A 24,056-nucleotide genomic window follows, 5' to 3' on the forward strand; every position below is an offset into this window, starting at 1 on the left:
GCCCGACGGGATCCGGGGCGAAGCCCCGACTTCAGGGGCGCCCCGCGGAGCGGGGTCAGCTCGCCTCGCCCGACTCCACTCGCTTCTTCAGACCTGCCAGCGCCCGGTCGATGATGACCTTCTCGGCCTTGCGCTTGATCATGCCCAGCATGGGGATCTTGACGTCGACCGTGAGGCGGTAGGTGACCTCGGTGGCGCCGGCGCCCGCGGGCTTGAGGATGTACGAGCCGTCCAGGGAGCGGAGCATCTGGGACTTGACCAGGGTCCAGGAGACCTCGTGGTCGCCGGTCCAGGTGTACCCCAGCGTCTGGTCGTCCTTGATCGCACCGGCGTCCATGACGAGCCGTACCTGCTCGGCGCGGCCCTGCCCGTCCGTGGCGAGTACCTCCGCCTCCTTCACCTCTCCCGTCCAGTCCGGGTAGCGGGCGAAGTCGGCGATGACCGCCATGACGTCAGCCGGCGCCGCCTCGATCGTGATGCTCGAGCTGGTGTGTTCCGCCATCGCGGTGGCTCCTCCAGATGCGGTCCGGTGAGGGAGGTGGTACGCACGTGTGTGCAGCGTGAAGGCTACCGCGCGCCCGCCGAACCATCGCCACCCCACCTGCTGTTCACCACTCCAGGACCCACGGGCGGCCGGACGCCGCGAAGTGGCCGACGTTCACGCACTCGGTCGTCCCGATCCGCATCCGGCGCGCGAGCGGCTGATGGACGTGGCCGAAGAGGGAGTAACGGGGACGGATACGGCGGATCGCGTCCAGGAGGGCACGGGAGCCGCGCTCGAAGCGGCGCGCCACCGTGTCGTAGACCAGCTCCGGTACGTCCGGCGGGATGTGCGTGCACAGTACGTCGACCTCGCCGACCGCCTCGATCTTCGCCGCGTACTCCTCGTCGTCGATCTCGTAGGGCGTCCGCATGGGGCTGCGCAGGCCCCCGCCGACGAAGCCGAAGACCCGGCCGCCGATCTCCACCCGCTCACCGTCGAGGACAGTCGTGCCGGGTCCGGCGTACTCCGCCCACAACGGGGGCATGTCGACATTGCCGTAGGTCGCGTACGTCGGTGTCGGGAACGCGGCGAACAGCTCGGCGTACTGTTTGCGCACCGCCTTCTCGATGGCCACGGAATGGTCCATCCCGAGCTCGTCCCACAGCCGCCGCCCGAACTCCCGCGCCTCGGCGAAACGGCGGGCGGTGCGCAGCTCGACGATCCGGTCGGCGTTCTCGGTGCCGAAGAGGTCGGGGAAGATGCCGCGCGCGTGGTCCGCGTAGTCGAGGAAGAGCACCAGGTCACCGAGGCAGAGCAGGGCGTCCGCGCCGTCGCCGGCCCGGGCCAGGTCACGCGCGTTGCCGTGCACGTCACTGACCACATGAATGCGCGTCCTGCGGTTACCGCCTGGTGTGGGTGCCATGACGATCAAGCGTAGGCGTGTGGGGCAAACGTGAATAGAGGCGGCCGGACCTGCGGTTACTGGCACGGCAAGAAGAGCGTGGACTACTGTGCGTGAAGGAAAGCCATTCGGTGTGACGCGCCAACCTGTGTGACGCAGGGAACATCTCGCCGGGACCCCCTATCGAAACAGCCGTACCGGTGGGTAACGTCCGGGCAGTCCAGTCGTACTCAGGATTTCAACAATGATGTTCCTGGGTACCTGCCCGAGCCTTGGACCGCTCCGTCGCATCACACACCGTCGTGGCGTCGGCGCCCTATGAGGAGCAGCAGTCTTGCGCGAGTTCAGCCTTCCGGCTTTGTACGAGGTCCCTGCGGACGGAAATCTGACCGACATCGTCCGCAGAAACGCCGCGCAGCATCCCGACGTCGCCGTCATCGCCCGCAAGGTGGGCGGCACGTGGACGGACGTCACCGCCACCACCTTCCTCGCCGAGGTGCGGTCCGCGGCCAAGGGTCTGATCGCCTCGGGCGTACAGCCCGGCGACCGGGTCGCTCTGATGTCCCGTACCCGCTACGAGTGGACGCTGCTCGACTTCGCGATCTGGAGCGCGGGCGCGGTCACCGTGCCGGTGTACGAGACCAGCTCGGCCGAGCAGGTGCAGTGGATACTCGGCGACTCGAGCGCGAGTGCCTGCATCGTCGAGCTGGACACGCACGCGGCCTCCGTGGAGTCGGTGCGCGACCGGCTGCCCGCCCTCAAGCACGTCTGGCAGATCGAGGCCGGCGGGGTGGAGGAACTGGGGCGCGCGGGCAAGGACGTCAGCGACGCCACCGTCGAGGAGCGCAGCTCGCTCGCCAAGGCGGACGACCCGGCGACCATCGTCTACACGAGCGGTACGACCGGCCGCCCCAAGGGCTGTGTCCTCACCCACCGCGCCTTCTTCGCGGAGTGCGGCAACATCGTGGAGCGGCTGCGCCCGCTGTTCCGTACGGGCGAGTGTTCGGTCCTTCTCTTCCTGCCGCTCGCGCACGTCTTCGGACGGCTGGTGCAGGTCGCGCCGATGATGGCGCCGATCAAACTGGGCTGCGTCCCGGACATCAAGAACCTCACCGACGAGCTGGCCGCGTTCCGGCCGACGCTGATCCTCGGTGTGCCGCGCGTCTTCGAGAAGGTCTACAACTCGGCGCGCGCCAAGGCGCAGGCGGACGGCAAGGGCAAGATCTTCGACAAGGCGGCGGACACGGCGATCGCGTACAGCCGCGCCCTGGACACCCCCTCGGGCCCGTCGCTCGGTCTGAAGATCAAGTACAAGACGTTCGACAAGCTCGTCTACAGCAAGCTGCGTGCGGTGCTGGGCGGTCGCGGTGAGTACGCGATCTCCGGCGGCGCCCCGCTCGGCGAGCGTCTGGGTCACTTCTTCCGCGGCATCGGCTTCACGGTCCTGGAGGGCTACGGCCTGACCGAGTCCTGCGCGGCCACCGCCTTCAACCCGTGGGACCGTACGAAGATCGGCACGGTCGGCCAGCCGCTGCCCGGTTCCGTGATCCGGATCGCCGACGACGGCGAGGTGCTGCTGCACGGCGAGCACCTGTTCAAGGAGTACTGGAACAACGAGGCCGCGACCGCCGAGGCGCTCGCGGACGGCTGGTTCCACACGGGTGACATCGGCACCCTCGACGAGGACGGCTACCTCCGTATCACCGGCCGCAAGAAGGAGATCATCGTCACCGCGGGCGGCAAGAACGTCGCCCCGGCCGTAATCGAGGACCGCATCCGCGCGCACGCGCTGGTCGCGGAGTGCATGGTGGTCGGCGACGGACGCCCGTTCGTCGGCGCGCTGGTCACGGTCGACGAGGAGTTCCTGGGCCGCTGGGCCGAGGAGCACGGCAAGCCGGCGGGTTCCACCGCGGCGTCGCTGCGCGAGGACCCGGATCTGCAGCGTGCGATCCAGGACGCGGTCGACGACGGCAACGCCGCGGTGTCGAAGGCGGAATCGGTGCGGAAGTTCCGCATTCTGCCCTCCCAGTTCACGGAGGAGTCGGGCCACCTCACGCCGTCCCTGAAGCTCAAGCGCAACGTGGTGGCGAAGGACTACGCGGACGAGATCGAGGCCATCTACCGGGGCTGACGGTCCGACCGAGCGGTTCTCATGGCGCGGTGTCCTCGGCGAGGATCCGCGCCATGCCGCGTTCCGCGAGCGCGGTGATCGTCACGAACGGGTTGACCCCGATCGAGCCCGGCACCAGTGAGCCGTCGGTGATGTACAGGTGCGGATAGCCCTTCACCCGGCCGTAGTCGTCCGTCGCCCTGCCCAGCACGCAGCCACCGAGCGGGTGGTAGCAGAAGTCGTCGGCGAAGGTCTTGTTGTCGCCGAAGAGGTCGTAGCGGTAGATCGTCGCGTTGGCCGCGTTGATCCGGTCGAAGAGCTTCTTGGCCATGCTCACCGAGACCGCGCTCTGGGCCGCGGTCCAGCCGAGCTTCGCGGAGTCCGTGGTGGCGTCGTAGGTGAAGGACGCGCGCTCCGGGTTCTTGGTGATCGCCAGGTAGAGGCTGATCCAGTGTTCCAGCCCCATGGGCAGCGGGGCGATTTCGGCGAAGACGGGGTTGGCGGTGTTGGCCCAGTCGTCGATGCCCATGACCGGCATCGTCGACTGATTCGCCCCGACCGTGTCCCAGATGTGGTTGGCGCGGCCCGTCATCACGTTGCCGTTGGTGCCCCAGCCGGTGCCGACGCTCGCGTCCAGGGCGGGCAGCGCGCCCGTCTCCCGGGCCCGGACGAGGAGTTCGGTGGTGCCGAGGCTGCCGCCACCCAGGAAGAGGTACGTACAGCTGTACTGCTTGGTCTCCACGACCGCGCCGGTGGTGTCGATCCGGTCGGCGGTCAGGGTGTACGTGCCGTCCGTGGCCCGGCTGATCGCCCGGACCTTCTCCAGGGTGTGGATGGTGACGTTGCCGGTGCCGAGCGCCGCCGCGAGGTAGGTCTTGTCGAGACTCTTCTTGCCGTAGTTGTTGCCGTAGATGACCTCGGCCGCGAGTGCGGACTTGGTGGCGGTGCCGGCCGCCTCGCGCTGCATGTAGGTGAAGTCGTAGACGTTCGGGACGAAGGTCGTCTTCAGGCCTGCGTTGGCGGCGGCCTTACGGGAGGTGCGGGTGAACCGGTACCACTCCGTGGACTCGAACCAGGTGGGGTCGACCGTGTTGACGCCGAGCATGGTGCGGGCGCGCGGGAAGTAGGTGTTGTACATCTCGGTGGCGTCGACCGTGGGGAACTGCTCGGAGAAGTACGACTGGAGGGGCGTGACGGCCATTCCGCCGTTGACCAGCGAGCCGCCGCCGACGCCTCGGCCGACGTAGACCGACATGTTGTCGTAGTGGACCCGGTCCAGGACTCCCGGGTAGCGGCCGATGTCCTTGTTGACGACGTCCAGCCACAGGAAGGTGGCGAGCGGGGCCTCGGTGCGGGTGCGGAACCACATCGAGCGCTCGTCGGGGGCGCTGGTGGAACAGAAGACCTTGCCGTCGGAGCCGGCGGTGTTCCAGAGCCTGCCCATCTCTATGACGAGGGTGCGGATGCCGGCCTGGCCGAGGCGGAGGGCTGCCACGGCGGCGCCGTAGCCCGATCCGATGACGATGGCGGGCGCGGAGTCGACCGCGGCGGGCTCCGCGGCGTGGGCGGACTGGAGACCCACGCGGGTGAGGCCGGCCGCGGCGGCCGTCTGGAGGGCGACCATGCCCAGGATCTGGCGTCTGGTCAGGTGACGGTTTGTCACCTGACAGTTACTCATCTGATGATGAGTCAGTTTCTCTGTCATGAGCGCAGCATCGGCGGATTATTTGCTTCCGCCTAGGGTTTTTGCCGGGTTTTCAGGGGGCGTCGCGGCGAGTGGGGAGAGTGCGGGGTGTTTGTGACCGGTCGCGCACCTAGAGCAACTCTTTCAGGCTCTCCGCCAGCAGGTCCCAGCGCCATTTCTCCTCCACCCACTGCCTTCCCCGTTCGCCCATGCGGCGGCGGAGTTCGGGGTCGGCGAGGAGGGTGATGATGCGGTCGGCGGAGTCGTCCGGACAGTCGCCTCGGACGACCCAGCCCGTTTCGCCGTCGAGGACCGCGTCGGGGGCGCCGCCCGAGTCACCCGCGACGACCGGCAGGCCCGTCGCGGAGGCCTCCAGATAGACGATGCCGAGGCCCTCGACGTCGAGGCCGCCGCGGCGGGTGCGGCAGGGCATCGCGAAGACGTCGCCCGCGCCGTAGTGGGCCGGCAGCTCCGACCAGGGGACCGCGCCGGTGAAGCGGACCGCGTCGGCGACCCCGGTGTCGTACGCGAGCTTGCGCAGGTCCTGCTCGTACGGCCCGCCGCCGACGATCAGCAGCACCGCCTCCGGCTCCTTGGCGAGGATGCGGGGCATGGCGAGGATCAGCGTGTCCTGGCCCTTGCGCGGGACCAGGCGGGAGACACAGACCACCACCGGGCGGTCGGTGAGGCCGAGGCGGGCGCGGACCTCGTCGCCTCCCGAGCCGGGATGGAAGGTCTTCTCGTCGACCCCCGGAGGGAGCTGGACCATGCGGGAGGCGGCCTCGGGCGTCAGCGCGGACGCGATGCGCGAGCGCGTGTACTCGCCGAGGTAGGTGATCGTGTCCGTGGACTCGCCGATACGGCGCAGCAGCTGCCGTGCGGCGGGCAGCTGGGCCCAGCCCGCCTCGTGACCGTGCGTGGTGGCCACCAGGCGCTCGGCGCCCGCCCGGCGCAGCGCGGGCGCCATCAGGCCGAGCGGGGCCGCCGCCCCGAACCACACCGACGTACAGCCGTGCTCGCGCAGCAGCCCGACCGCGCGCCGGGTGGCGCCCGGTGTGGGCAGCAGCATCGTCGTACGGTCCCGGACGACGGTGAAGGGCTGCTCGGCGTCGAAGGCGGCCGTCGCCTCGACGCCCTCCCGGCTGCGCTTCCACGTGGATGCGTAGACTACGAACCGCTCGGGATCGAGTCGTAGCGCCATGTTGTGCAGGAACGCCTGGATGCCGCCGGGGCGGGGCGGGAAGTCGTTGGTCACGATCAGGGTCTTGTGCATCGCGTTCGACACTACCGAAACCTTCGAATCCCCACGCGAGCGGTCCACAGCGGCGAAGCTGTATTCCGCCGGTGGTCACAGCCACAGCTCCGTACGGCCGCGCTTCATGGGCCTCGCACAGCCCGGCACGTCATCATGTTTCCGCACCACCGCACAACCGCACCATGTCACCACCGCACCACCGCACAGACAGCCGACGAACGAGGGCCAGGTGAGCATGAAGGGCACACGGGGGGAAGGATTTCCCTACGCGTTGCTGGGAACCTGGGGCCTGACCAGGCTTCTGCTTCTACTCTTCGTCTTCAAGGTGTTCGTCTTCCCCGGGCCGGACGTCACCAGTGACGTCTCGGTGATCTACCAGGGCTGGTACGAGATCCTGCGCACCGGCACCTTCCCGCTCGACGACGTGACCTGGCAGTACCCGCCGGCCGCCGCGCTCGCGATCCTCTCCCCCGGCCTGCTGCCCTTCCTCGACTACGCGCACGCCTTCTTCCTGCTCGCCTTCGTCGCCGACGTGGTGGTCTACGCGCTGCTCCACTACGCCGGCCGGCGCCCCGGCAAGACGCTGCGCGGCGCCTGGGTGTGGGTGATCGGCGTACCGCTGCTCGGACCGACCGTCTACGCCCGCTACGACGTGATGGTGACGGCCGTGGCGGTCGCGGCGCTCCTCGCGGGAGCCCGCCATCCGCGGGTGATGGGCGCTCTCGTGGGCTTCGGGGCGCTGGTGAAGGTGTGGCCGGCGCTTCTGCTCCTGGGGGCCGTGAAGCGGCGCGCGTGGGCCGCGGCCGCGGTGGGCGCCGGCGGGATCGCGGTGCTGTTCGGGCTGTCGATGCCCGGCGCCTTCTCCTTCCTGACCTTCCAGCGTGACCGGGGCACCGAGGTGGAGTCGCTGGGCTCCCTCGTCTTCCATGTGGGCCGGCACTTCGGCTGGGACGGCCAGGTGCTGCTCAACTACGGCTCGGTGGAGTTCCTGGGCCCGTACGTCGACGTGGTGAGCAGACTGGCCCTGGCGCTCACCGCGATCGCCTTCGCGTGGCTGCTGCTGTGGCGGCTGCGCGCCCAGCGCTTCCGGCCGCACACGCTCGCCGACGCCGCGTTCGTGGCGGTGCTGATGTTCACGGCCACCAGCCGGGTCATCAGCCCGCAGTACATGGTGTGGCTGGTCGGGATCGGCGCGGTCTGCCTGTGCTTCCGGGGCAGCCGGATGACCCTGCCGGTCTGGCTGGTGCTGGCCGGGTGCTTCGTGACCGTCCTGGAGTTCCCGATCTGGTTCTCGCACGTCGTGGGCAGCGACCGGCTGGGCATCACCCTGCTCTTCCTGCGCAACGGCCTGCTGGTGGTCGCGGCCCTGCTCGCCGCCCTCGAACTGTGGCGGGGCACGGTGTCCGATCCGGCCCCGACCCTGCCCGCTCAGGCCACCCGCACCAAGGAGCGCCTGAGCTCCTCCTGACGGCGGCGGGCGCGGGCGAGCAGCAGTCCGACGGCCGCGCACTGCACCGCCATGGACAGCGCCAGCGCCAGGCAGATCCCGGGCAGCCCGAGACCCGACAGGGTGTACGCCAGAGGCAGCTGGACCGCGGTGCCGAGCAGTGTCACCCGCAGCAGCAACGGCGCTCCCCCGCTCCCCTCGAAGACCCCGCCCAGCGCGATGAAGCAGGCCATCAGCAGCAGGTACGGGCCGACGCAGCGCAGGAACAGCACGCCGTCGTGGGCGACCGCGCCCCCGGCGCCGAAGGCCCGCGTGATCCAGGGGGCGAACGCGCCGAGCAGGACGGCTGCCACCAGGCCCACCGCCCCGGAGACGACCACCGCCTGCCGCCCGATCGCGCCCCGCTCGTCCCGGCCGGTGCCCCGCGTGTGCGCGGTGTGGATCGAGGCGGCCTGCCGCACCGCGTAGAAGGCCATGGTCGCGACGTACATGACCTTGTACGCGATGGAGTACGCGGCCACGGCCGTCACCCCGAGCCGGGCCACGATCGCGACCAGGACCAGCGCCCCGCCCTGGCGCACGGTGAAGTCGGCGGACATGGGCAGTCCGGTCCGCAGGGTGCGGCGCAGCGCGGGTCCGGTGGGCTCGGCGGGGCGGACGGCCGCGGCCTCACGCAGCGGCGCGTCGCGGCGCAGGGCGCGCAGGCCGGCGGCGAGGGCCACACCGCGGCACAGGACCGTGGAGGCGGCGGCGCCCCGGACGCCGTACGCGTGGATGAACAGCGGGTCGAGGCCGAGGATCAGCCCGTTGGCCAGCAGGGCGAGGCGCATCGGGGTGCGGGTGTCGCCGACGCCCTTCAGGATGCCGTCGACGAGGTTCTGCGCGAAGAAGACGGCGATGCCAGGCAGGGAGATCCCGAAGTAGGCGACCGCCAGGGCGAGGGCGCGCCCGTCGCCGCCCAGGACCAGCCGGGCCAGCGGTTCGCGCAGCAGGTACCCGCCCACGGCGACCACGGGCGTCACGACGGCGCACAGGGCCCGTCCGCCGCGTACGGCCGCCCGGAGCGCGCCCGGATCCCGGGCCCCTCTGGCATGGGCGACGAGGACGGTCGTGCCGGAGGCGAAGACCAGGGCGACGCCGAGGAGCACGTTCTCGGTGTTGGTCGCGACGGCGACGGCGGCCACGGCGGGACCGCCGAGCCGGGAGACCCAGACGGTGTTGATGATCCCGGCGGCGACGGAGGCGAGCAGGGAGAGATACACGGGGTGGGCGAGCGATATGAGCTGCTTCCGGTGGGCGTTCACCGATGACTCCCTCGATTCCCTCGATTCGAGCTACCTCGTTTAGAGGTAGCTCGATAAGAGGTACCATGAGCGTCCGACACCCGCAAGCAAGGAGCTCGCCCGCATGCTGGAGCTGTCGATCCTCGGATTTCTGTTCGAAGGGCCCTTGCACGGCTATGAGTTGAAGGAACGCATCAAGGCGCTCAGCGGCCATGTCCGCCCGGTCAGCGACGGCGCGCTCTACCCGGCGATCACCCGCCTGGTGGCCGCAGGACAGCTGGACCGGCACACGGAGCCCGGCAGCGGCGCCGCCCCGCGCCGCATCCTGTCGCTCACCGAGCAGGGCCGTGCGGACCTCCTGGAGCGGCTGCGCCATCCCAAGCAGGCCGAGATCACCGACCACGTCCGCTTCAACACCCTGCTGGCGTTCCTGCGCCACCTCCCGGACCCGCGGGAGCAGGCCGCGGTCCTGCGCCGCCGCCAGGAGTTCCTGCTGACGCCCGCGAGCTTCTTCTACCGGGACGGCGAGCCCGTACGGGCGGAGGAGGCCGGCGACCTGTTCCGGCAGGGGATGCTGCGGGTGGCGCGGGCGACGGGCGAGGCGGAGCGGGAGTGGCTCGCCGAGGCCATCGCCCGACTGGACACGCCGACGGGCTGACTCAGCCGAGCTGCGCCTTCAGGTACGCCCGCCATTGCTGCGTGAAATCGTCCGGCGTCGTGTGCAGGACGTCCCGCAGCGCGCCCTCGACGGCCCCCGCCCGCTTCTCGTGGTCGCCGACGGCCCGGTAGAACTCGTTCAGCCTGACCTCGCCCCAGTGGTCGGCGATCAGCCGGCAGGCCATCCAGCCGCCCTCGTACGCCCGCGCCAGCCGCGCCGCGTCCCCGGCGAACCCGAAGTCCTTGTCGTCCGGCAGCGCGGCCGGTACGTGCCCGTCCAGCACCGCCCGCTCCAGCTCCGGCGCCGCCTGCGTCGCCGTACGACCGCTGCCGCGGTAGCCGACCCAGTCCGCGAAGCCCTCGGAGAGCCACAGGGGTGTGGCGGCGGTGGTGTGGGCGCGGGTGGCCACGTGCGTCGTCTCGTGGGTGAGCACGACCTGCTTGCCGAAGTCGCCGAGGAGGCCGTACGCATCGGGGTTGACGATGATCCGGTCCGCGGGCGCCCTGGCCGTCCCTCCCGCCTCTCCGGTGGTGACCGCCGCGATCCCCCGGTACCCGGACGCGGGCGCCCCGAGCAGCCCCGCCATGCCCTCCAGCGACTTGGGTACGAGGACGACGACGTGCCCCGACCAGTCCGCGCCCCAGGCGTCCGTCACGGCGGGCACGGCGCGGTCCGCGAGGCCGGCGTACGCCCGCAGCCGCTCACCGGACTGCCCGACCCCCAGGACGAGGCTGTGCGCGCCCTGTACGACCGTCACCGCCCCCTGCTCCCACAGCTGCTGACTGGCCCGCTCGGCGGGCACGTCGGAGGCGACCCGCCAGGTCCCGCCGTCGCGGACCAGGCGCAGGGTGCGGGCCGCCGTGACGGGTGCCCTGTCGTAGCCCTCGATGCGGTAACGCAGCTCGGCGCCCGCGGTGGCGCGGTCGCCGGAGCGGTGCAGGTCCGTCAGGCGGTACGACCAGGCGGCCAGCGGAACGGCCCGCAGCCGGGTGAACTCCGCGGTCGAGCCGGACGGTTCCCCGGTGGCCCGGTACGCCGACTCGTTCCGGTCCAGGACCGCGGCCGCCCGCCGGTCCAGGACGCGCTGCACATCGGCGGACGCGGTGTCCTGGGACGGCCTGCCGCCGCAGCCCACCAGCACGGCGAGCAGCAGCACCAGGGAGCACCCCGCCCGCGACACACGCCTTCGACCAGCCACCTTCCCGATCGTACGGGGCCCTGGCGCGGAGGTCAGACCCGCGTCACGGACGAGATGGGCATCATGCCCACCGGGTCGTAGCGCACCGGCGCGCCCGGGTAGGGCGCGTGGATCACCTGGCCGTTGCCCGCGTACATCGCGACATGACTCGCGTCGGAGCGGTAGGTGACGAGGTCGCCGGGCTGCGCCTGGGAGAGCGGCACCTGCCGTCCGGCGTACCGCTGTTCCTGGGAGGTGCGCGGCAGACCGACGCCCGCCTGCCGGTACGACCACTGCATGAGGCCCGAACAGTCGAATCCGCCGGGCCCGTTGGCGCCCCACACATAGGGGCGGCCGAGTGCGGAGCGGGCCGCGGCGAGGGCGGCGGCGGCGCGCCCCGAGGCGGGCGTGACACTGCCCAGTTCGGGCAGGTCGGAGCGTCCGGAGCGGGAGGCCCGGTCGTAGGCGGCGCGCTCGGCGGACGGCAGCGAGTTGAGCAGGAGGCGCGCCTTGGCGAGTTTCTGTTCGACGGTCCGCTTGTGCCGGGCGACGGCCTTGGTGCTCTTCTCCAGTTCGGCGAGCTCGGCGGTCGCCTCCTCGCGTTCCTGGGCGAGGTCGCGCATGGCGATCTGGAGGTCCTTGAGTTCGCCCGCCTGGTGGGCGTTGATCCGGTCGAGCGCGGCGGCCTTGTCGAGGTACTCGGCGGGGTTGTCGGAGAAGAGCAGCGCCAGGGAGGGGTCGAGGCCGCCCGCGCGGTACTGGGCCCCGGCGAGCGAACCGAGCGCGTCCCGCATGGTGTTGATGCGCTCCTGCTGCCGGGCGATGCGATCCTGTGCCGTGCTCACCTCTTTGCGCAGGGTTCCCGCGCGCTCGTCGGCCTTGTTGAACGCCTCGGTGGCCTTCTCCGCCTGGGTGTACAGGCGGTCCACCTCGGCCCGGGTGTCGTCCTTCGGTGCTGCGGCGGCCGGTACGGCCCCGAGGGCGGCGGCCGCGACGGACATCACGGTCACGGCGACGCCGGCGACGCCCGCGGCGCTGACGCCCCGGTCGAACCCGGACGGTGGACGGCGGCGATGGGACCCCACGAGTAGCCGCTCTCCCTTCCGCTGACGGTCCCCCGGAGTTGGGGGAATCGCGCCAGACAGTAGCCGTGCGACTACGCACCGGCCAAAGACCTCCAGGGGCGCACAACGCGGCGCCCCGCCGGAGACGCAGGTCACCGACGGGGCGTGGGGTCAGCGGGAGTTACCGCGATTCGCCCGTTCGGGCGGCAGGTCGAGGGAGCCTCGAAAGGATCTCGGAGGGTTCGGGGAGCCGGATCAGACCCGGACGCCGAACTGGAACGCTCCACCGATGGTGCTCATCGACTCGTAGCGCACGACCGTTCCGGTGCGCGGGGCGTGCAGCACCTGGCCGTTGCCCGCGTAGAGGCCGACGTGGTGCAGGTCGCCGAAGAAGAAGACCAGGTCGCCGACCTGCAGATCGCTCTGCGAGTAGATGCGGGTGCCGATGGTCGCCTGTGACTCCGAGGTACGCGGGATGGAGACACCGGCCTGGGCGTACGCCCACGAGGTGAAGCCCGAGCAGTCGAAGGAGCTGGGGCCGGTGGCGCCGTAGACGTACGGCGTGCCGATCTTGGTCTGTCCGGCGGAGAAGGCGGCACCGGCGCGACCGGACGCGGGCGTACCGGGGTCGCTGAGAACGGTGCGCTCGCTGGCGCGGGTGGCGCGGGACTGCTCCGCGTCGAGAGCCGCCTTCTCCTTGGCCGTCAGGGAGTTGAGGAGCTTCTGCGCCGCGGCGAGCTTGGTCTGGACCGTCTTCTTCTGCTTGGCCAGTTCCGCACGGGTGTCGGAGAGGTCCTTGAGCTTCGCGGCGGCTTCCTGCCGCTGCTGGGCGAGCGAACGCTGCTTCTCCTGGACCTTCTTCAGCGCCTCGACCTGCTGACTGCTCAGCTGGTCCATCGCGGACGCCTTGTCGAGGTAGTCGTCCGGGTTCGAGGAGAGGAACAGCGCCACGGAGGGGTCGATGCCGCCGGTGCGGTACTGGGCGCTGGCCATCGAACCGAGCCCGTCGCGCAGGGCGTTGAGCTCGTCCTGGCCGCGGGCGACGTTGTCCTGCAGGGTGCTGATTTCCTTCTCCAGCTTGTCCTGCTTCTCCTTGGCCCCGTCGAGCTTCTCGGTGGCCTGCTCGGTCTCCTGGTAGAGCTTGTCGACCTTGCTCTTGACCTCGTCCTTGCTCGGCTTCTCGCTGGGCGCGGCGTTGGCGGCGTTGGCGCTGAGGGCCACGGCGGCAGCGGCGGCGGTGGTGAGCACGGTCACACGGGTGCGGCTCGGCTGCTTGGGTCGACGGTGGGACGCCACGAAGGCGAGCTCCTTCTTCCTCCAGCCGCCTGCCGAGACGCCGACGGGCGGTGCCCCTCCGCCGTCGCTCCCAATGAGCGATCACCCGAGCGGAGGTTCGAGCCCAGACCCTAGTGACCTTCCTGTGATCAGTTCAAATCCAAACCTGAAAATTCTTAGTCACCCAGCGCATTCTTTGCACTCAACTCACATGCAGTGATGCCAGCCTGACGCTACGTTGCGTGAAGGTTTCGCCAATTCGGGCACAACGCCTGGATGTTACGGATGGGACGTACGGGCCCTTTGGGGCGTACGGCGCAGAACGCCGACGGCCGTTTCAGCCGCGCGAAAAGCGCTTGAGAAGCACCACGGAGGCGACCGGGCGGGCGCCCGCCTTGGCGATCCCGTCGGCCACCTCACGGTCGGTGGAGACGACGATGACGGGCCGCCCGGGCGGCTCGGCGCGCACCAGCTGGCGGATCAACTCGTCCGCCGTGACACCCGCTTTGGAGAACAGCACCCGCACCCCGCGCGGCGGCGCGAGCAGCACGGGCGCCGCCAGCTCGGCCCCGTCGAAGACACACGTCACCTCGGCCCCGGTCTGCGCGGCGAGCTGCGAGAGCTGCCCCAGCAGCCTGAGCCGCTGCTTCTCCAGCGGCATCTGCGGATAGCCGGTCTTGGTGACGTTGTAGCCGTCGACGACCAGATGCGCCTGCGGCAGCGCGAGCAGCTGGTCGAGGATCGCGGGATCATTTTCGGACAGGGCACGGGCCGCGATGTCCTTGGGCGTCATGCGCCCCGGTTCGACCGCGTCCACGGTCTCCGCCGGCCGTACGGACACGGGCGGCAGCGCGAGCTCCCGGCGCAGCCCCTGGGCCGCCTCCAGCACGGTGTCGAGCAACAGCCGTACGCGCATGTCCTCGACACTGCGACCCTCGCGCGCCGCCTTACGGGTGGCCTCCAGGGCCGCCTCGGCCTCCGAGAGCCGCGCCTTGAGCCGCCGGGTCTCGCTCTCGGCGGCGGACACGTGCGCCTGCCCGTCCGCCCGCACGGTGTCCATCTCGCCCTGCAGCTTGCGCAGCGCGGCCTCGCCCCGCTTGACGTCACTGAGGGCGCCACGCAACTTGCGGTGAAGCGATTCCGCTTCCCTTTTCGCGGACTCCAACTCCGTGCGCAAGCGCTCGGTTTCGGCCTTGGTCTGACCACGCGCCTGTGCGAGCTCCTCGCGCAGCCGCTCCAGCTCCGCCCGGCTCTCGTCGTCCGCGCGCTCGGCGTCCGCCCGCAGGGCCTCCTCGCCCGCGGCGGTCACCAGCTTCACCCAGCCCGTGGGGCGCAACACATAGGCCGCGGCCGCCACGTCCAGCGGATCCGCGGCCGGCGGCGGCGCACCCGAATCGAGGGCGCCGGCGAGCTCCGGCTGCGTCTCTCTGAGCTTCTCGGCGATACGCTGCCGGAACAGCGGATCGGTCTCCAGCGCGGCGGCCATGGCGTTGCCGGCGAACTTCGCCCGCCGGTTGGGGGCGAACCGCGCATACTGCCGCAATTGGGCAGGCAATTCGGCAACGGTCAACCCGCCGAAGCCGTCCGACACGATCTGTACGACCCGCCGGCGCACCCCGTCGGGCAGCGGGCGGTCGAGCACCTCAGCGGCGCCGTCGTCCGGCTCCCCGCCTGTGGTCTCCACCATCCGTCACCCCAATGTCTGTGCGGGGCCCGCTCCCTCAGGAGCCGGCACCCGGCCTGTCCACCAGTTCCACCTGGTCCACCGCGTTGCACCACCGGCAGCGCACCGACTCGATGGTCTCACTGACCACCTTGCGCTCCTCGACGTTCGGCTCACCGGCCAGGTCGAGGTGCACATACTCGACGACCTTGGACGAGCGGGTCACGTCGAATCGCGTGAGGTTGCCGCAGAGCGTGCAGCGCCAGCGAGTCTCGGCGGTCGGGAGGGGAACCGTCATGTGGCAGTCGCTTTCCTTCTAGTGTCCGTCCAACACCGGTCTCCGGCGCGTGTGGCTCGTTACCCTACGGCCTGGCGGGTACTCGACGCTCGGCCGTCCACGGCGGCGAGGCACTCTGTGCGCATCGGTCCGGTTACGTCATGCTCTGTCCCATGATCAGCACCTGGGGTACGGCGGTCGGCAGGACGATGCGCGGTCAGTCCGCGCCGGTGACGTACGGACTGATCTTCCTGTGCTGCCTGATCTTCCTGATCAGCCCCGCCTCCGGACTCAATCCGTCGTTCGGCACCGGGGACGCGCTGGTGGTCGCCCAGCGGGCCTACTTCCGGCGCTGGGGCGTGATCCCCGCCGAGCTCTTCGACGGGATCCCGAGCGCCTGGCTCACCCCGGCCACGGCCCTGTTCATCCATGGCAGCTGGCTCCACCTCCTGGGCAACATGCTCTTCTTCTACGTCTTCGGAGCGATGACCGAGGAACGCATGGGCCACGTCCAGTTCGCCGTCTTCTACGTGGTCTGCGGCTACCTGGCTCTGCTGGGTTACGCGATCGCCAACTCCGGCTCCGAGCAGACCCTGGTCGGCGCCTCGGGGGCGATCTCCGCGGTCCTCGGAGCGTTCCTGTACCTGTTCCCCAGGGCCCGGGTGACCAGTCTCTTCCCGTTCCTCTTCTTCCTGCCGCTGCGCTTCCCCGCCTGGGTCGTGCTGCCCTTCTGGGTGACCCTGCAATGGCTGGCGGCGGGCCGCAGCCCCTCGGGCCCAGGGGTCGCCTATCTGGCCCACCTGGTGGGCTTCTCGCTGGGGTTCGTCTACGCGTGGGTGCGGTTCGGGCGGCCGACTAGAGTGAAAACCCCAGCAGCAGCCCCCGAGGGAGAAAACCAGCCGTGATCACCGCGATCGTGCTCATCAAGACCAGCGTGGACCGGATCCCCGAGATCGCCGAGTCGATCGCCGCGCTGGACAGCGTCAGCGAGGTCTTCTCCGTCACCGGTACGTACGACTTGATCGCCATGGTCCGGGTGAAGGCCCATGACGACCTGGCGGACGTCATCCCCGGCAAGATCAGCAAGATCCCCGGCGTCGAGGCGACGGACACCCACGTCGCGTTCCGCACGTACTCACAGCACGACCTGGAGGCCGCGTTCGCCATCGGCCTCGACAGCTAGGGACAGGTGCGCGATCTCCTTCGGGGGTGTGGGGGCGGAGCCCCCACCTACCGCCCGCGCCGTCAGACCGCCGGGACGCAGCGGCCGTCCTCCGTGCGGTAGTTCCACTTCGCACCGTCGCGCACCAGTTCCTTGACCGCACGCACGAACCGCTCGACATGCTCGTCGGGCGTACCGGCCCCGAAGCTGACGCGGATCGCGTTGAGGGACTTCTCCCCGGGCGCCGCCTCGGGCGCCCCGCACTCCCCCTGTGTCTGCGGATCGCTGCCGAGCAGCGTGCGCACCAGCGGGTGGGCGCAGAAGAGACCGTCCCGCACCCCGATCCCGTACTCGGCGGACAGCGCGGCCGCGAAGTGCGAGCTGTTCCATCCCTCGACGACGAACGAGATGACGCCGACGCGCGGGGCGTCGTCGCCGAACAGCGACAGGACGCGGACCTCGGGCACCTCGGCCAGACCGGCACGGACGGCCCCGATCAGCCGCTCCTCGCGGGCGACGAGCGTGTCGAAACCGGCCTCGGTCAGCGCCTTGCAGGCGGCGGCGATGGAGTAGGCGCCGATCACGTTCGGCGAACCGGCCTCGTGCCGGGCCGCGCTCTCGTGCCACTCCACGTCCACGCCGCCGTCCGCCCGCCGCGTGACCTTGCGGCTGGCGCCGCCGCCCGCGAGGTACGGCTCGGCCTCGCGCAGCCAGTCGGCGCGGCCGGCGAGCACGCCGGAGCCGAACGGCGCGTACAGCTTGTGCCCGGAGAAGGCGACCCAGTCGACGTCGAGGTCCCGCACCGACACCGGGTGGTGCGGGGCGAGCTGGGCGGCGTCCAGGACGATCCGGGCACCGTGCGCGTGCGCGGCGGCGGCCAGCTCGCGCACCGGCCACAGTTCGCCGGTGACGTTCGAGGCGCCGGTGACGCAGACCAGGGCCGGGCCGTAGGGATCGCGGGCGGCGAGGGCCCGCTCCAGGGCCGTGACGGCCTCCTGCGGAGTGCGGGGCGCGTTGAGGTAGGTGACCCGGGCGTCCTTCCACGGCAGCAGCGAGGCGTGGTGTTCCGTCTCGAAGACGAACACCTGGCAGTCGGCCGGAAGGGTGGCGGCGAGCAGGTTGAGGGAGTCGGTGGTGGAGCGGGTGAAGACGACCTGGTCCTCGCCCCGGCAGTCGAGGAACTCCGCGACGGTCCTGCGGGCGTTCTCGAAGAGGTCGGTGGACAGCTGGGAGAGGTACCCGGCGCCGCGGTGCACGCTGCCGTAGTACGGGGCGTACGCGGCGACGTCGTCCCACACCCGCTGGAGGGCGGGGGCGCTGGCGGCGTAGTCGAGCGCGGCGTAGGTGACCTCGCCGCCGGTCACGAGCGGGACGGTGACGTCTCGGCCCAGAACGGGCAGGGGTGCACAAACTGTCTGGTCGGCGGCAGCGGTGGGGACAGACATGGCGAGCTCCTGTGAGAGGCAGGCGGAATCGCTGCGCGGGCCGGGTGCACGGGGGTACGGGTGTGCGACTGCACGGCTCGGCGCAGGGAGGAAAGGCAAAAGGGTGTGCGGAGGCGGGGCTCTACGCCCTATCGCATTCGCTTGCTCACAGAAGGCTCCCTCGAACGACCAGGACCCCTGGGATTCTCGAGGGGTCCGCGCTTGCCGTAGACCTCGCTGCCTACGGCCTGGTCTTCACCCGGGGCACCCCGCCACGGACGGAGGGTTGCCGGACAGCCGGCCGGGGCCTGATGGCTGTCGCTCATGACCTGATACGGCATCCTGCCACAAGATCTTCCGCCCGCAACCCCACTGTCCGCATACCGGGACGCCGGGCCGGGCTCCCACGTTCCTCGCCCCCGCCGCCCCTACCCGTCCCATCCCTACCTGGGGGCTCCGCCCCCAGACCCCCAAAAGATCGCGCAGTTCCCCGCGCCCCTGAAGGAGCACGGGGAACTCGGGGCGCAGCCCCGCACCAGGGGCGCGGGGAACTGCGCGAGCAAGCTCCACCGGACCGCGGACGACTAAGGCCGGGGCGGGCGGGGAGCACGCTCCATCGGCTTGCGGTCGAAGGACCCGGGCTACGACTGGCTCGCTGCCACCCAGCGTTCCAGCGTCCGCTTCGCCGCCCCCGAGTCGATCGCCTCCGCCGCCTTCGCCATGCCGGCGCGGAGCTGGTCCGCGAGTGGTGCGTCGGTCGGGGACAGGGCGACGAGGGCCGCCGCGGAGTTCAGGAGCACAGCATCCCGTACGGGCCCCGTCTCGCCGTTGAGCAGGCGACGGGCGACGTCCGCGTTGTAGGACGCGTCGGCGCCGCGCAGGGCCTCCACGGGGACGAGTTCGAGGCCGACGTCACGCGGGTCGAAGCGCTCCTCGGTGACCTTGCCGTCGCGGACGACCCAGACCCGGGACGTCGCGGTGGTGGTCAGCTCGTCCAGGCCGTCGTCACCGCGGAAGACGAGCGAGGAGTTGCCGCGCTCGGCGAACACGCCCGCCACGATCGGCGCCATGCGCAGGTCCGCGACTCCCACGGCCTGCGCCTTCACCTTCGCCGGGTTCGTCAGCGGCCCCAGCACGTTGAACGTGGTCCGGATCCCCAACTGCCCCCGCGCCGCCGCGACATGACGTAGCGCCGGATGGAACTTCACCGCGAAGCAGAAGGTGATCCCGGCCTCCTCCGCGACCTCGGCCACCCGCTTCGTCGTCAGGTCCAGATTGACGCCGAGCTTCTCCAGGACGTCCGAGGCACCGGACGCGGAGGACGCGGCCCGGTTGCCGTGCTTGACGACCTTGGCACCGGTCCCGGCCACGACGATCGACGACATCGTGGAGATGTTCACCGTCTTCGCGCCGTCACCGCCCGTACCGACGATGTCGACCGTGTCCCCCGGCACCTCGATCACATTGGCGTGCTCGTACATCGTCCGGACGAGACCGGAGATCTCCTCGACCGTCTCGCCCTTGGCCCGCAGCGCCACCGCGAACCCGGCGATCTGCGCGTCCGTCGCCTCGCCGCTCATGATCCGGTCCATCGCCCAGGCCGTGTCGTCCGCGCTCTGGTCGCGGCCCTCGAGCAGGCCGTTCAGCACCACGGGCCAGGAACGGCCCGCCGCGGTGTTGCCTCCAGCGGGGTTCACAGCGCTCATAAGCCGCTCCTGGGTCCGTCGTCCCGGCAAAGGGACTCCTTGTGTGGATGGGAACACCCTATCCAGGCCCGGAGACGGCAAAGAGCCCCCGTCCGGGCAATGGACGGAGGCTCTCGCCGTGGCGATCAGTAAAGACCGGTCAACCGGTCGGAAGATCAGTGGTGGCCGTGGCCGCTCGTGATCTCCTTGTACTCCTCGACCGTGGGCTTGGGGATCTGGCTGTCCTCCCCGTAGAAGCCCTCGCTCAGCTTGGAGCGCAGCCGCTCCGAGCCCTTCACCTTGCGCTCGACACCGTTCTCGTCGACCGTCGAGCCGATCTCGGCGGGCTGGTACTGCTCGTGCGCGGTGAGCGTGTGCAGGGCGTCCTGGCTGAGCGGCTCGTGCACCTCGATGAACTCACCGTGCGGCAGGCGCTTGATGATGCCCGACTCGCGGCCGTGCAGCACCTTGTCCCTGTCGCGGCGCTGGAGGCCGAGGCAGACCCGCTTGGTGATGACGAACACGATGACCGGCACGACGAAGAAACCGATGCGCACGAACCAGGTGATCGAGTTGATCGACAGGTGGAAGTGCGTGGCCCAGATGTCGTTGCCACCACCGACGAGCAGGACGAAGTACCAGCTGATCCAGGCGGCACCGAACGCGGTCCGGGTCGGGACGTTGCGCGGGCGGTCCAGGATGTGGTGCTCACGCTTGTCGCCGGTGACCCAGGACTCGATGAACGGGTAGACCGCGATCGCGACCAGGACCAGCGGGAAGATCACCAGCGGGATGAACACGCCCAGCACGAGCGTGTGACCCCAGAGGTTGATCTCCCAGCCCGGCATGACACGGATCAGACCCTCGGAGAAGCCCATGTACCAGTCGGGCTGGGCGCCCGTGGACACCATGTCCGGACGGTAGGGGCCCATGGACCAGATCGGGTTGATCGAGGCGATCGCCGCGATGGCCGCGATGACACCGAAGACCAGGAAGAAGAAGCCTCCGGCCTTGGCCATGTAGACCGGCAGCAGCGGCATGCCGACGACGTTGTTGTTCGTCTTTCCGGGGCCCGCGAACTGCGTGTGCTTGTGGTAGAAGACCAGGATCAGGTGGCCGACCACCAGGCCGAGCATGATGCCCGGCAGCAGCAGGATGTGGACCGAGTAGAACCGCGCGACGAAGTCGCCGCCCGGGAACTGGCCACCGAAGAGGAAGAACGCCAGGTACGTGCCGACGACCGGCACGGACAGGACCGCGCCCTCCATGAAGCGCACACCGGTGCCGGAGAGCAGGTCGTCCGGGAGCGAGTAACCGGTGAAGCCGGTGAACATGCCCAGGACGAACAGCAGGAAGCCGAAGAGCCAGTTGACCTCACGCGGCTTGCGGAACGCACCCGTGAAGAACACGCGCATCATGTGCACGAACATGCCGGCGAGGAAGATCAGCGCCGCCCAGTGGTGGATCTGCCGGACCAGCAGACCACCGCGCACCTCGAAGGAGATGTGCATGGTCGAGTTGAACGCCTCGGACATCAGCTGTCCCTGCAGGGGGACGTAGCTGCCGTGGTACGTGACCTCGTTCATCGACGGGTGGAAGAACAGCGTCAGGTACACACCCGTGAGGATGATGATGATGAAGCTGTAGAGGCAGATCTCACCCAGCATGAACGACCAGTGGTCGGGGAAGATCTTGCGCATGTTGGACTTGGCCAGGGAGTAGATCCCGAGCCGTCCGTCGGCCCAGTCGGCGACTTTCTCGCCGGCCGGGGCCTTCTCGCGCGAGGGGCGCGAGTCGGAAGTGGTGGTAGTGCTCATCCGCGCTCCCAGAAGGCAGGACCGACGGGCTCTTCGAAGTCGCCGAGCGCTTCGAGGTAGCCCTGTTCGTTCACGCCGATGCGCAGCTGCGGCAGGGCGTGACCGGCCGGGCCGAAGATCACTCGGGCACCGTCGGAGAGGTCGAAGGTGGACTGGTGGCAGGGGCAGAGCACGTGGTGCGTCTGCTGCTCGTACAGGGAGATCGGGCAGCCGACGTGGGTGCAGATCTTCGAGTACGCCACGATGCCCTCGTGCGACCAGGCGAGCTCACGCTTGTCCTTGATGTTCTCCGGCTGGAGCCGGACGATCATCAGGGCCGCCTTGGCGATCTGGACCTGGAAGTCCTCGTCGTGCTCCTCCAGGCCCTCGGGCTTGGCGAAGGTGAGCGAGCCGACGGCGACGTCGGAGGCGCGCAGCGGCTCGTTCGTGTTCATGTTGACGAGCAGCTTGCCCTTGGACCAGAGCGTGTGGCGCAGCTTGGTGCCGGGCAGCGGGCCCAGGTCGCGCAGCAGCATGACGCCGGAGAGCGGGAACAGGGCCAGCGCGCCGAACATCGTGTTGCGGATCAGCTTGCGGCGGCCGAGCGCGGATTCCTTGGCGCCCTGCTTGAAGTCGGCCAGGACCTTGGCCTTGACCTCGGGCTCCGCCTCGATCGGGTGACGCTGGTCGGCGACCTCCACGTCGGACATCAGGGTGCGGGCCCAGTGGACCGCGCCCGCGCCGATCGCGAACAGCGCCACACCGAGGGTCATCCCCAGCGCGAAGTTCAGCGCGCTGATGTGCCCGAGCGGGAAGACGAAGATCGACTTGTCCCTCGGGATCGCCACGTACGAGGCGATGAAGCCGACGGTGGCCAGCATCGACAACGTGAACAGCATGGCGACGACGCGCTCGGACCGCTTGGCGGCCCGCTCGTCGATGTCCTGGATGCGGGGCTCGTGGGGCGGCAGGCCCGGGTCCGCGAACGGGTTGGTCTCGTCCGCGAGGGCTACCGCACCGTGACCGTGCTCGTCGTCCTGCTCAGCGGGCAGGTTCTCTTCTGGAATGTCTTGGCTACTCATGACTTCTTGGCCTTTGCGGTCCGAGCGGCGACCCAGACGGCGACGGCGACCAGGGCGCCAAGACCGAAGATCCAGCCGAAGAGGCCTTCACTGACCGGCCCGAGGCCGCCCAGCTCCAGACCGCCGGGGCTCTCGGTGTCGTCACCGTTGACCGCGTTGAGGTACGCGATGATGTCCTTCTTGTTCTTCTCCGACAGCGTGGTGTCGGGGAAGGACGGCATGTTCTGCGGGCCGGTCTGCATGGCCTCGTAGATGTGCTTGGGGTCGACACCCTCAAGGCTCGGCGCGAACTTGCCGTGCGTCAGCGCGCCGCCCTTGCCGGTGAAGTTGTGGCACTGCGCGCAGTTCGTACGGAAGAGCTCGCCGCCCTTGGCGATGTCCGCGCCCGCGGGGCTGACCTGACTCTTCGTCGGAATCGTGGGACCAGCGCCCAGCGAGGCGATGTACGCCGCGAGCTGGTCGATCTCGGCCTGCGAGTAGATGACCTTCTTGCGCACGATCTGAGCGCCCGGCTGCTGGGCCGGCATACGGCCGGTGCCGACCTGGAAGTCGACCGCCGCGGCGCCCACGCCCACCAGGCTCGGCCCGTCGGAGGACCCCTGACCGCCGGTTCCGTGGCAGCTGGCGCAGCCTACGGAGTAGAGCTTCTTGCCCTCGTCGATGGCAAGGGACTGGGCGGTCGTATCGGCCTGCGCCTTGCTCGCGGGTGCGAACGCGGCGTACAGCCCCCCGGTGGCCGCCAGCGCGAGGAGTAGGACGACGACCGCCGCCAGCGGATGGCGTCGTCGTGCGGAGAGCTTTTTCACGGATTACCCCGGTGTCAGGATCTTCTGCGTCGATGCTTCTGGAAATGGATCGGTTCGTCGCGTGCGATCGGTTCGCCGCGGACGCCGCCCGGTTACTTGATCAAGTAGATCGTGGCGAAGAGGCCGATCCAGACGACATCGACGAAGTGCCAGTAGTAGGACACGACGATGGCGGCGGTCGCCTGCTCGTGAGTGAACCTCTTGGCCGCGTAGGTGCGACCGAGGACGAACAGGAAGGCGATGAGGCCACCCGTCACGTGCAGGCCGTGGAAGCCGGTGGTCAGGTAGAACACCGAGCCGTACGGGTCGGAGGAGAGCGAGAGCCCGTCCTTCTTGACCAGCTCGGTGTACTCGAAGATCTGACCACCGATGAAGATCGCACCCATCACGAACGTGACGCTGAACCACATCCGGAGCTTCTTCACGTCCCCGCGCTCGGCGGCGAAGACGCCGAGCTGGCAGGTCAGGGAGGAGAGCACCAGGATCGTGGTGTTCGAGGCCGAGAACGGGATGTTGAGATGGCTCGCCATCTCTTTCCAGTGGTCCGGCCCGGTCACCGATCGCAGGGTGAAGTACATCGCGAAGAGGGCCGCGAAGAACATCAGCTCGGAACTCAGCCAGATGATGGTTCCGACGCTGGTGAGGTTCGGTCGATTGACCGACGGGTGCGCGTGCCCGGTTTCTACTGTCGTTGCTGTCGCCACGACCGACATTATGTCGGTCGCTTATCCCGCCCTCACGCCCGGGGGTGCCGTTCGGGGTGTTGATGGGGTGTGTCCAGCCCGTATGGCCCATCGAAGCCCTGTCCGAACCGGTGTTGACG

General features: G+C 69.8%; 21 protein-coding genes and 1 riboswitch. Of the genes, 5 read left to right on the forward strand and 16 right to left on the reverse strand.

Annotated features, from left to right (window positions below; genetic code table 11):
* Window positions 1–55 precede the first annotated feature (55 nt).
* Window positions 56–502 carry an SRPBCC family protein gene (locus ACIQTP_RS19175; RefSeq protein ID WP_266414766.1) on the reverse strand — a complete coding sequence of 149 codons (447 nt, stop codon included), beginning with the start codon at window positions 500–502 and terminating at the stop codon, window positions 56–58.
* A gap of 106 nt (window positions 503–608) precedes the next feature.
* Window positions 609–1,406 carry a metallophosphoesterase gene (locus ACIQTP_RS19180; RefSeq protein ID WP_403401201.1) on the reverse strand — a complete coding sequence of 266 codons (798 nt, stop codon included), beginning with the start codon at window positions 1,404–1,406 and terminating at the stop codon, window positions 609–611.
* A 313-nt stretch (window positions 1,407–1,719) separates the two neighbouring features.
* Between ACIQTP_RS19180 and ACIQTP_RS19185 the strand changes: the two genes are divergently transcribed.
* On the forward strand, window positions 1,720–3,516 hold the full coding sequence (locus ACIQTP_RS19185; protein WP_403401203.1) for an AMP-dependent synthetase/ligase: 1,797 nt from the start codon (window positions 1,720–1,722) through the stop codon (window positions 3,514–3,516).
* A gap of 19 nt (window positions 3,517–3,535) precedes the next feature.
* On the opposite strand, the gene ACIQTP_RS19190 is transcribed toward ACIQTP_RS19185, so the two are convergent.
* Together ACIQTP_RS19190 and ACIQTP_RS19195 are read right to left on the reverse strand one after the other, a co-directional pair.
* Window positions 3,536–5,119: a GMC oxidoreductase gene (locus ACIQTP_RS19190; RefSeq protein ID WP_403401572.1), complete on the reverse strand. Its 1,584-nt coding sequence runs from the start codon at window positions 5,117–5,119 to the stop codon at window positions 3,536–3,538.
* A gap of 190 nt (window positions 5,120–5,309) precedes the next feature.
* The gene (locus ACIQTP_RS19195) at window positions 5,310–6,452 is read right to left on the reverse strand and encodes a glycosyltransferase family 4 protein (RefSeq protein WP_403401205.1); all 1,143 of its coding nucleotides are present in this window, start codon (window positions 6,450–6,452) and stop codon (window positions 5,310–5,312) included.
* 217 nt (window positions 6,453–6,669) lie between these two features.
* Between ACIQTP_RS19195 and ACIQTP_RS19200 the strand changes: the two genes are divergently transcribed.
* Entirely contained in the window at window positions 6,670–7,902 is a 1,233-nt protein-coding gene (locus ACIQTP_RS19200; RefSeq protein WP_403401207.1) for a glycosyltransferase 87 family protein, read from the forward strand.
* On the opposite strand, the gene ACIQTP_RS19205 is transcribed toward ACIQTP_RS19200, so the two are convergent.
* Entirely contained in the window at window positions 7,863–9,185 is a 1,323-nt protein-coding gene (locus ACIQTP_RS19205) for an MATE family efflux transporter (protein WP_403401209.1), read from the reverse strand. The genes ACIQTP_RS19200 and ACIQTP_RS19205 overlap by 40 nt on opposite strands.
* Before the next feature lie 103 nt (window positions 9,186–9,288).
* Between ACIQTP_RS19205 and ACIQTP_RS19210 the strand changes: the two genes are divergently transcribed.
* Complete coding sequence (locus ACIQTP_RS19210) at window positions 9,289–9,822, forward strand: PadR family transcriptional regulator (RefSeq protein WP_403401211.1); 534 nt, start codon at window positions 9,289–9,291, stop codon at window positions 9,820–9,822.
* Window position 9,823: 1 nt separating this feature from the next.
* Here ACIQTP_RS19210 and ACIQTP_RS19215 read toward each other — a convergent pair whose 3' ends face one another.
* From ACIQTP_RS19215 to ACIQTP_RS19235, 5 genes are all read right to left on the reverse strand, one after another.
* Window positions 9,824–11,020 (reverse strand): hypothetical protein, encoded by a 1,197-nt coding sequence (locus ACIQTP_RS19215; protein ID WP_403401213.1) that lies wholly within the window; start codon window positions 11,018–11,020, stop codon window positions 9,824–9,826.
* 32 nt (window positions 11,021–11,052) lie between these two features.
* Entirely contained in the window at window positions 11,053–12,084 is a 1,032-nt protein-coding gene (locus ACIQTP_RS19220) for an NlpC/P60 family protein (protein WP_403401215.1), read from the reverse strand.
* A 234-nt stretch (window positions 12,085–12,318) separates the two neighbouring features.
* Window positions 12,319–13,359 carry an NlpC/P60 family protein gene (locus ACIQTP_RS19225; RefSeq protein WP_402037279.1) on the reverse strand — a complete coding sequence of 347 codons (1,041 nt, stop codon included), beginning with the start codon at window positions 13,357–13,359 and terminating at the stop codon, window positions 12,319–12,321.
* Between the two features lie 316 nt (window positions 13,360–13,675).
* Window positions 13,676–15,025 carry an NYN domain-containing protein gene (locus tag ACIQTP_RS19230; RefSeq protein WP_403401217.1) on the reverse strand — a complete coding sequence of 450 codons (1,350 nt, stop codon included), beginning with the start codon at window positions 15,023–15,025 and terminating at the stop codon, window positions 13,676–13,678.
* Between the two features lie 34 nt (window positions 15,026–15,059).
* Entirely contained in the window at window positions 15,060–15,299 is a 240-nt protein-coding gene (locus ACIQTP_RS19235; protein WP_054231545.1) for a hypothetical protein, read from the reverse strand.
* Between the two features lie 152 nt (window positions 15,300–15,451).
* Between ACIQTP_RS19235 and ACIQTP_RS19240 the strand changes: the two genes are divergently transcribed.
* A complete protein-coding gene (locus tag ACIQTP_RS19240) occupies window positions 15,452–16,183 on the forward strand; it encodes a rhomboid family intramembrane serine protease (RefSeq protein ID WP_402037273.1) in 732 nt (243 codons plus the stop codon).
* A complete protein-coding gene (locus ACIQTP_RS19245) occupies window positions 16,180–16,461 on the forward strand; it encodes an Lrp/AsnC family transcriptional regulator (protein ID WP_101405598.1) in 282 nt (93 codons plus the stop codon). The genes ACIQTP_RS19240 and ACIQTP_RS19245 overlap by 4 nt, the downstream gene beginning before the upstream one ends.
* A gap of 62 nt (window positions 16,462–16,523) precedes the next feature.
* On the opposite strand, the gene ACIQTP_RS19250 is transcribed toward ACIQTP_RS19245, so the two are convergent.
* From ACIQTP_RS19250 to ACIQTP_RS19275, 6 genes are all read right to left on the reverse strand, one after another.
* Window positions 16,524–17,885: an aminotransferase class V-fold PLP-dependent enzyme gene (locus ACIQTP_RS19250; protein ID WP_403401220.1), complete on the reverse strand. Its 1,362-nt coding sequence runs from the start codon at window positions 17,883–17,885 to the stop codon at window positions 16,524–16,526.
* 192 nt (window positions 17,886–18,077) lie between these two features.
* Window positions 18,078–18,194: riboswitch (SAM riboswitch) on the reverse strand.
* Window positions 18,195–18,505: 311 nt separating this feature from the next.
* A complete protein-coding gene (trpD, locus tag ACIQTP_RS19255; RefSeq protein ID WP_403401222.1) occupies window positions 18,506–19,570 on the reverse strand; it encodes an anthranilate phosphoribosyltransferase in 1,065 nt (354 codons plus the stop codon).
* Window positions 19,571–19,725: 155 nt separating this feature from the next.
* A complete protein-coding gene (locus ACIQTP_RS19260) occupies window positions 19,726–21,366 on the reverse strand; it encodes a cytochrome bc complex cytochrome b subunit (RefSeq protein WP_403401224.1) in 1,641 nt (546 codons plus the stop codon).
* Window positions 21,363–22,427: a Rieske 2Fe-2S domain-containing protein gene (locus ACIQTP_RS19265; RefSeq protein WP_403401226.1), complete on the reverse strand. Its 1,065-nt coding sequence runs from the start codon at window positions 22,425–22,427 to the stop codon at window positions 21,363–21,365. The genes ACIQTP_RS19260 and ACIQTP_RS19265 overlap by 4 nt, the downstream gene beginning before the upstream one ends.
* A complete protein-coding gene (locus ACIQTP_RS19270; protein ID WP_403401228.1) occupies window positions 22,424–23,233 on the reverse strand; it encodes a c-type cytochrome in 810 nt (269 codons plus the stop codon). Before ACIQTP_RS19270 ends, ACIQTP_RS19265 begins: the two co-directional genes overlap by 4 nt.
* A 92-nt stretch (window positions 23,234–23,325) precedes the next feature.
* Window positions 23,326–23,946 (reverse strand): heme-copper oxidase subunit III, encoded by a 621-nt coding sequence (locus tag ACIQTP_RS19275; protein WP_060902037.1) that lies wholly within the window; start codon window positions 23,944–23,946, stop codon window positions 23,326–23,328.
* Window positions 23,947–24,056: the final 110 nt, after the last annotated feature.

This window comes from Streptomyces sp. NPDC090798, from assembly GCF_044768965.1.
Taxonomy (GTDB): domain Bacteria; phylum Actinomycetota; class Actinomycetes; order Streptomycetales; family Streptomycetaceae; genus Streptomyces.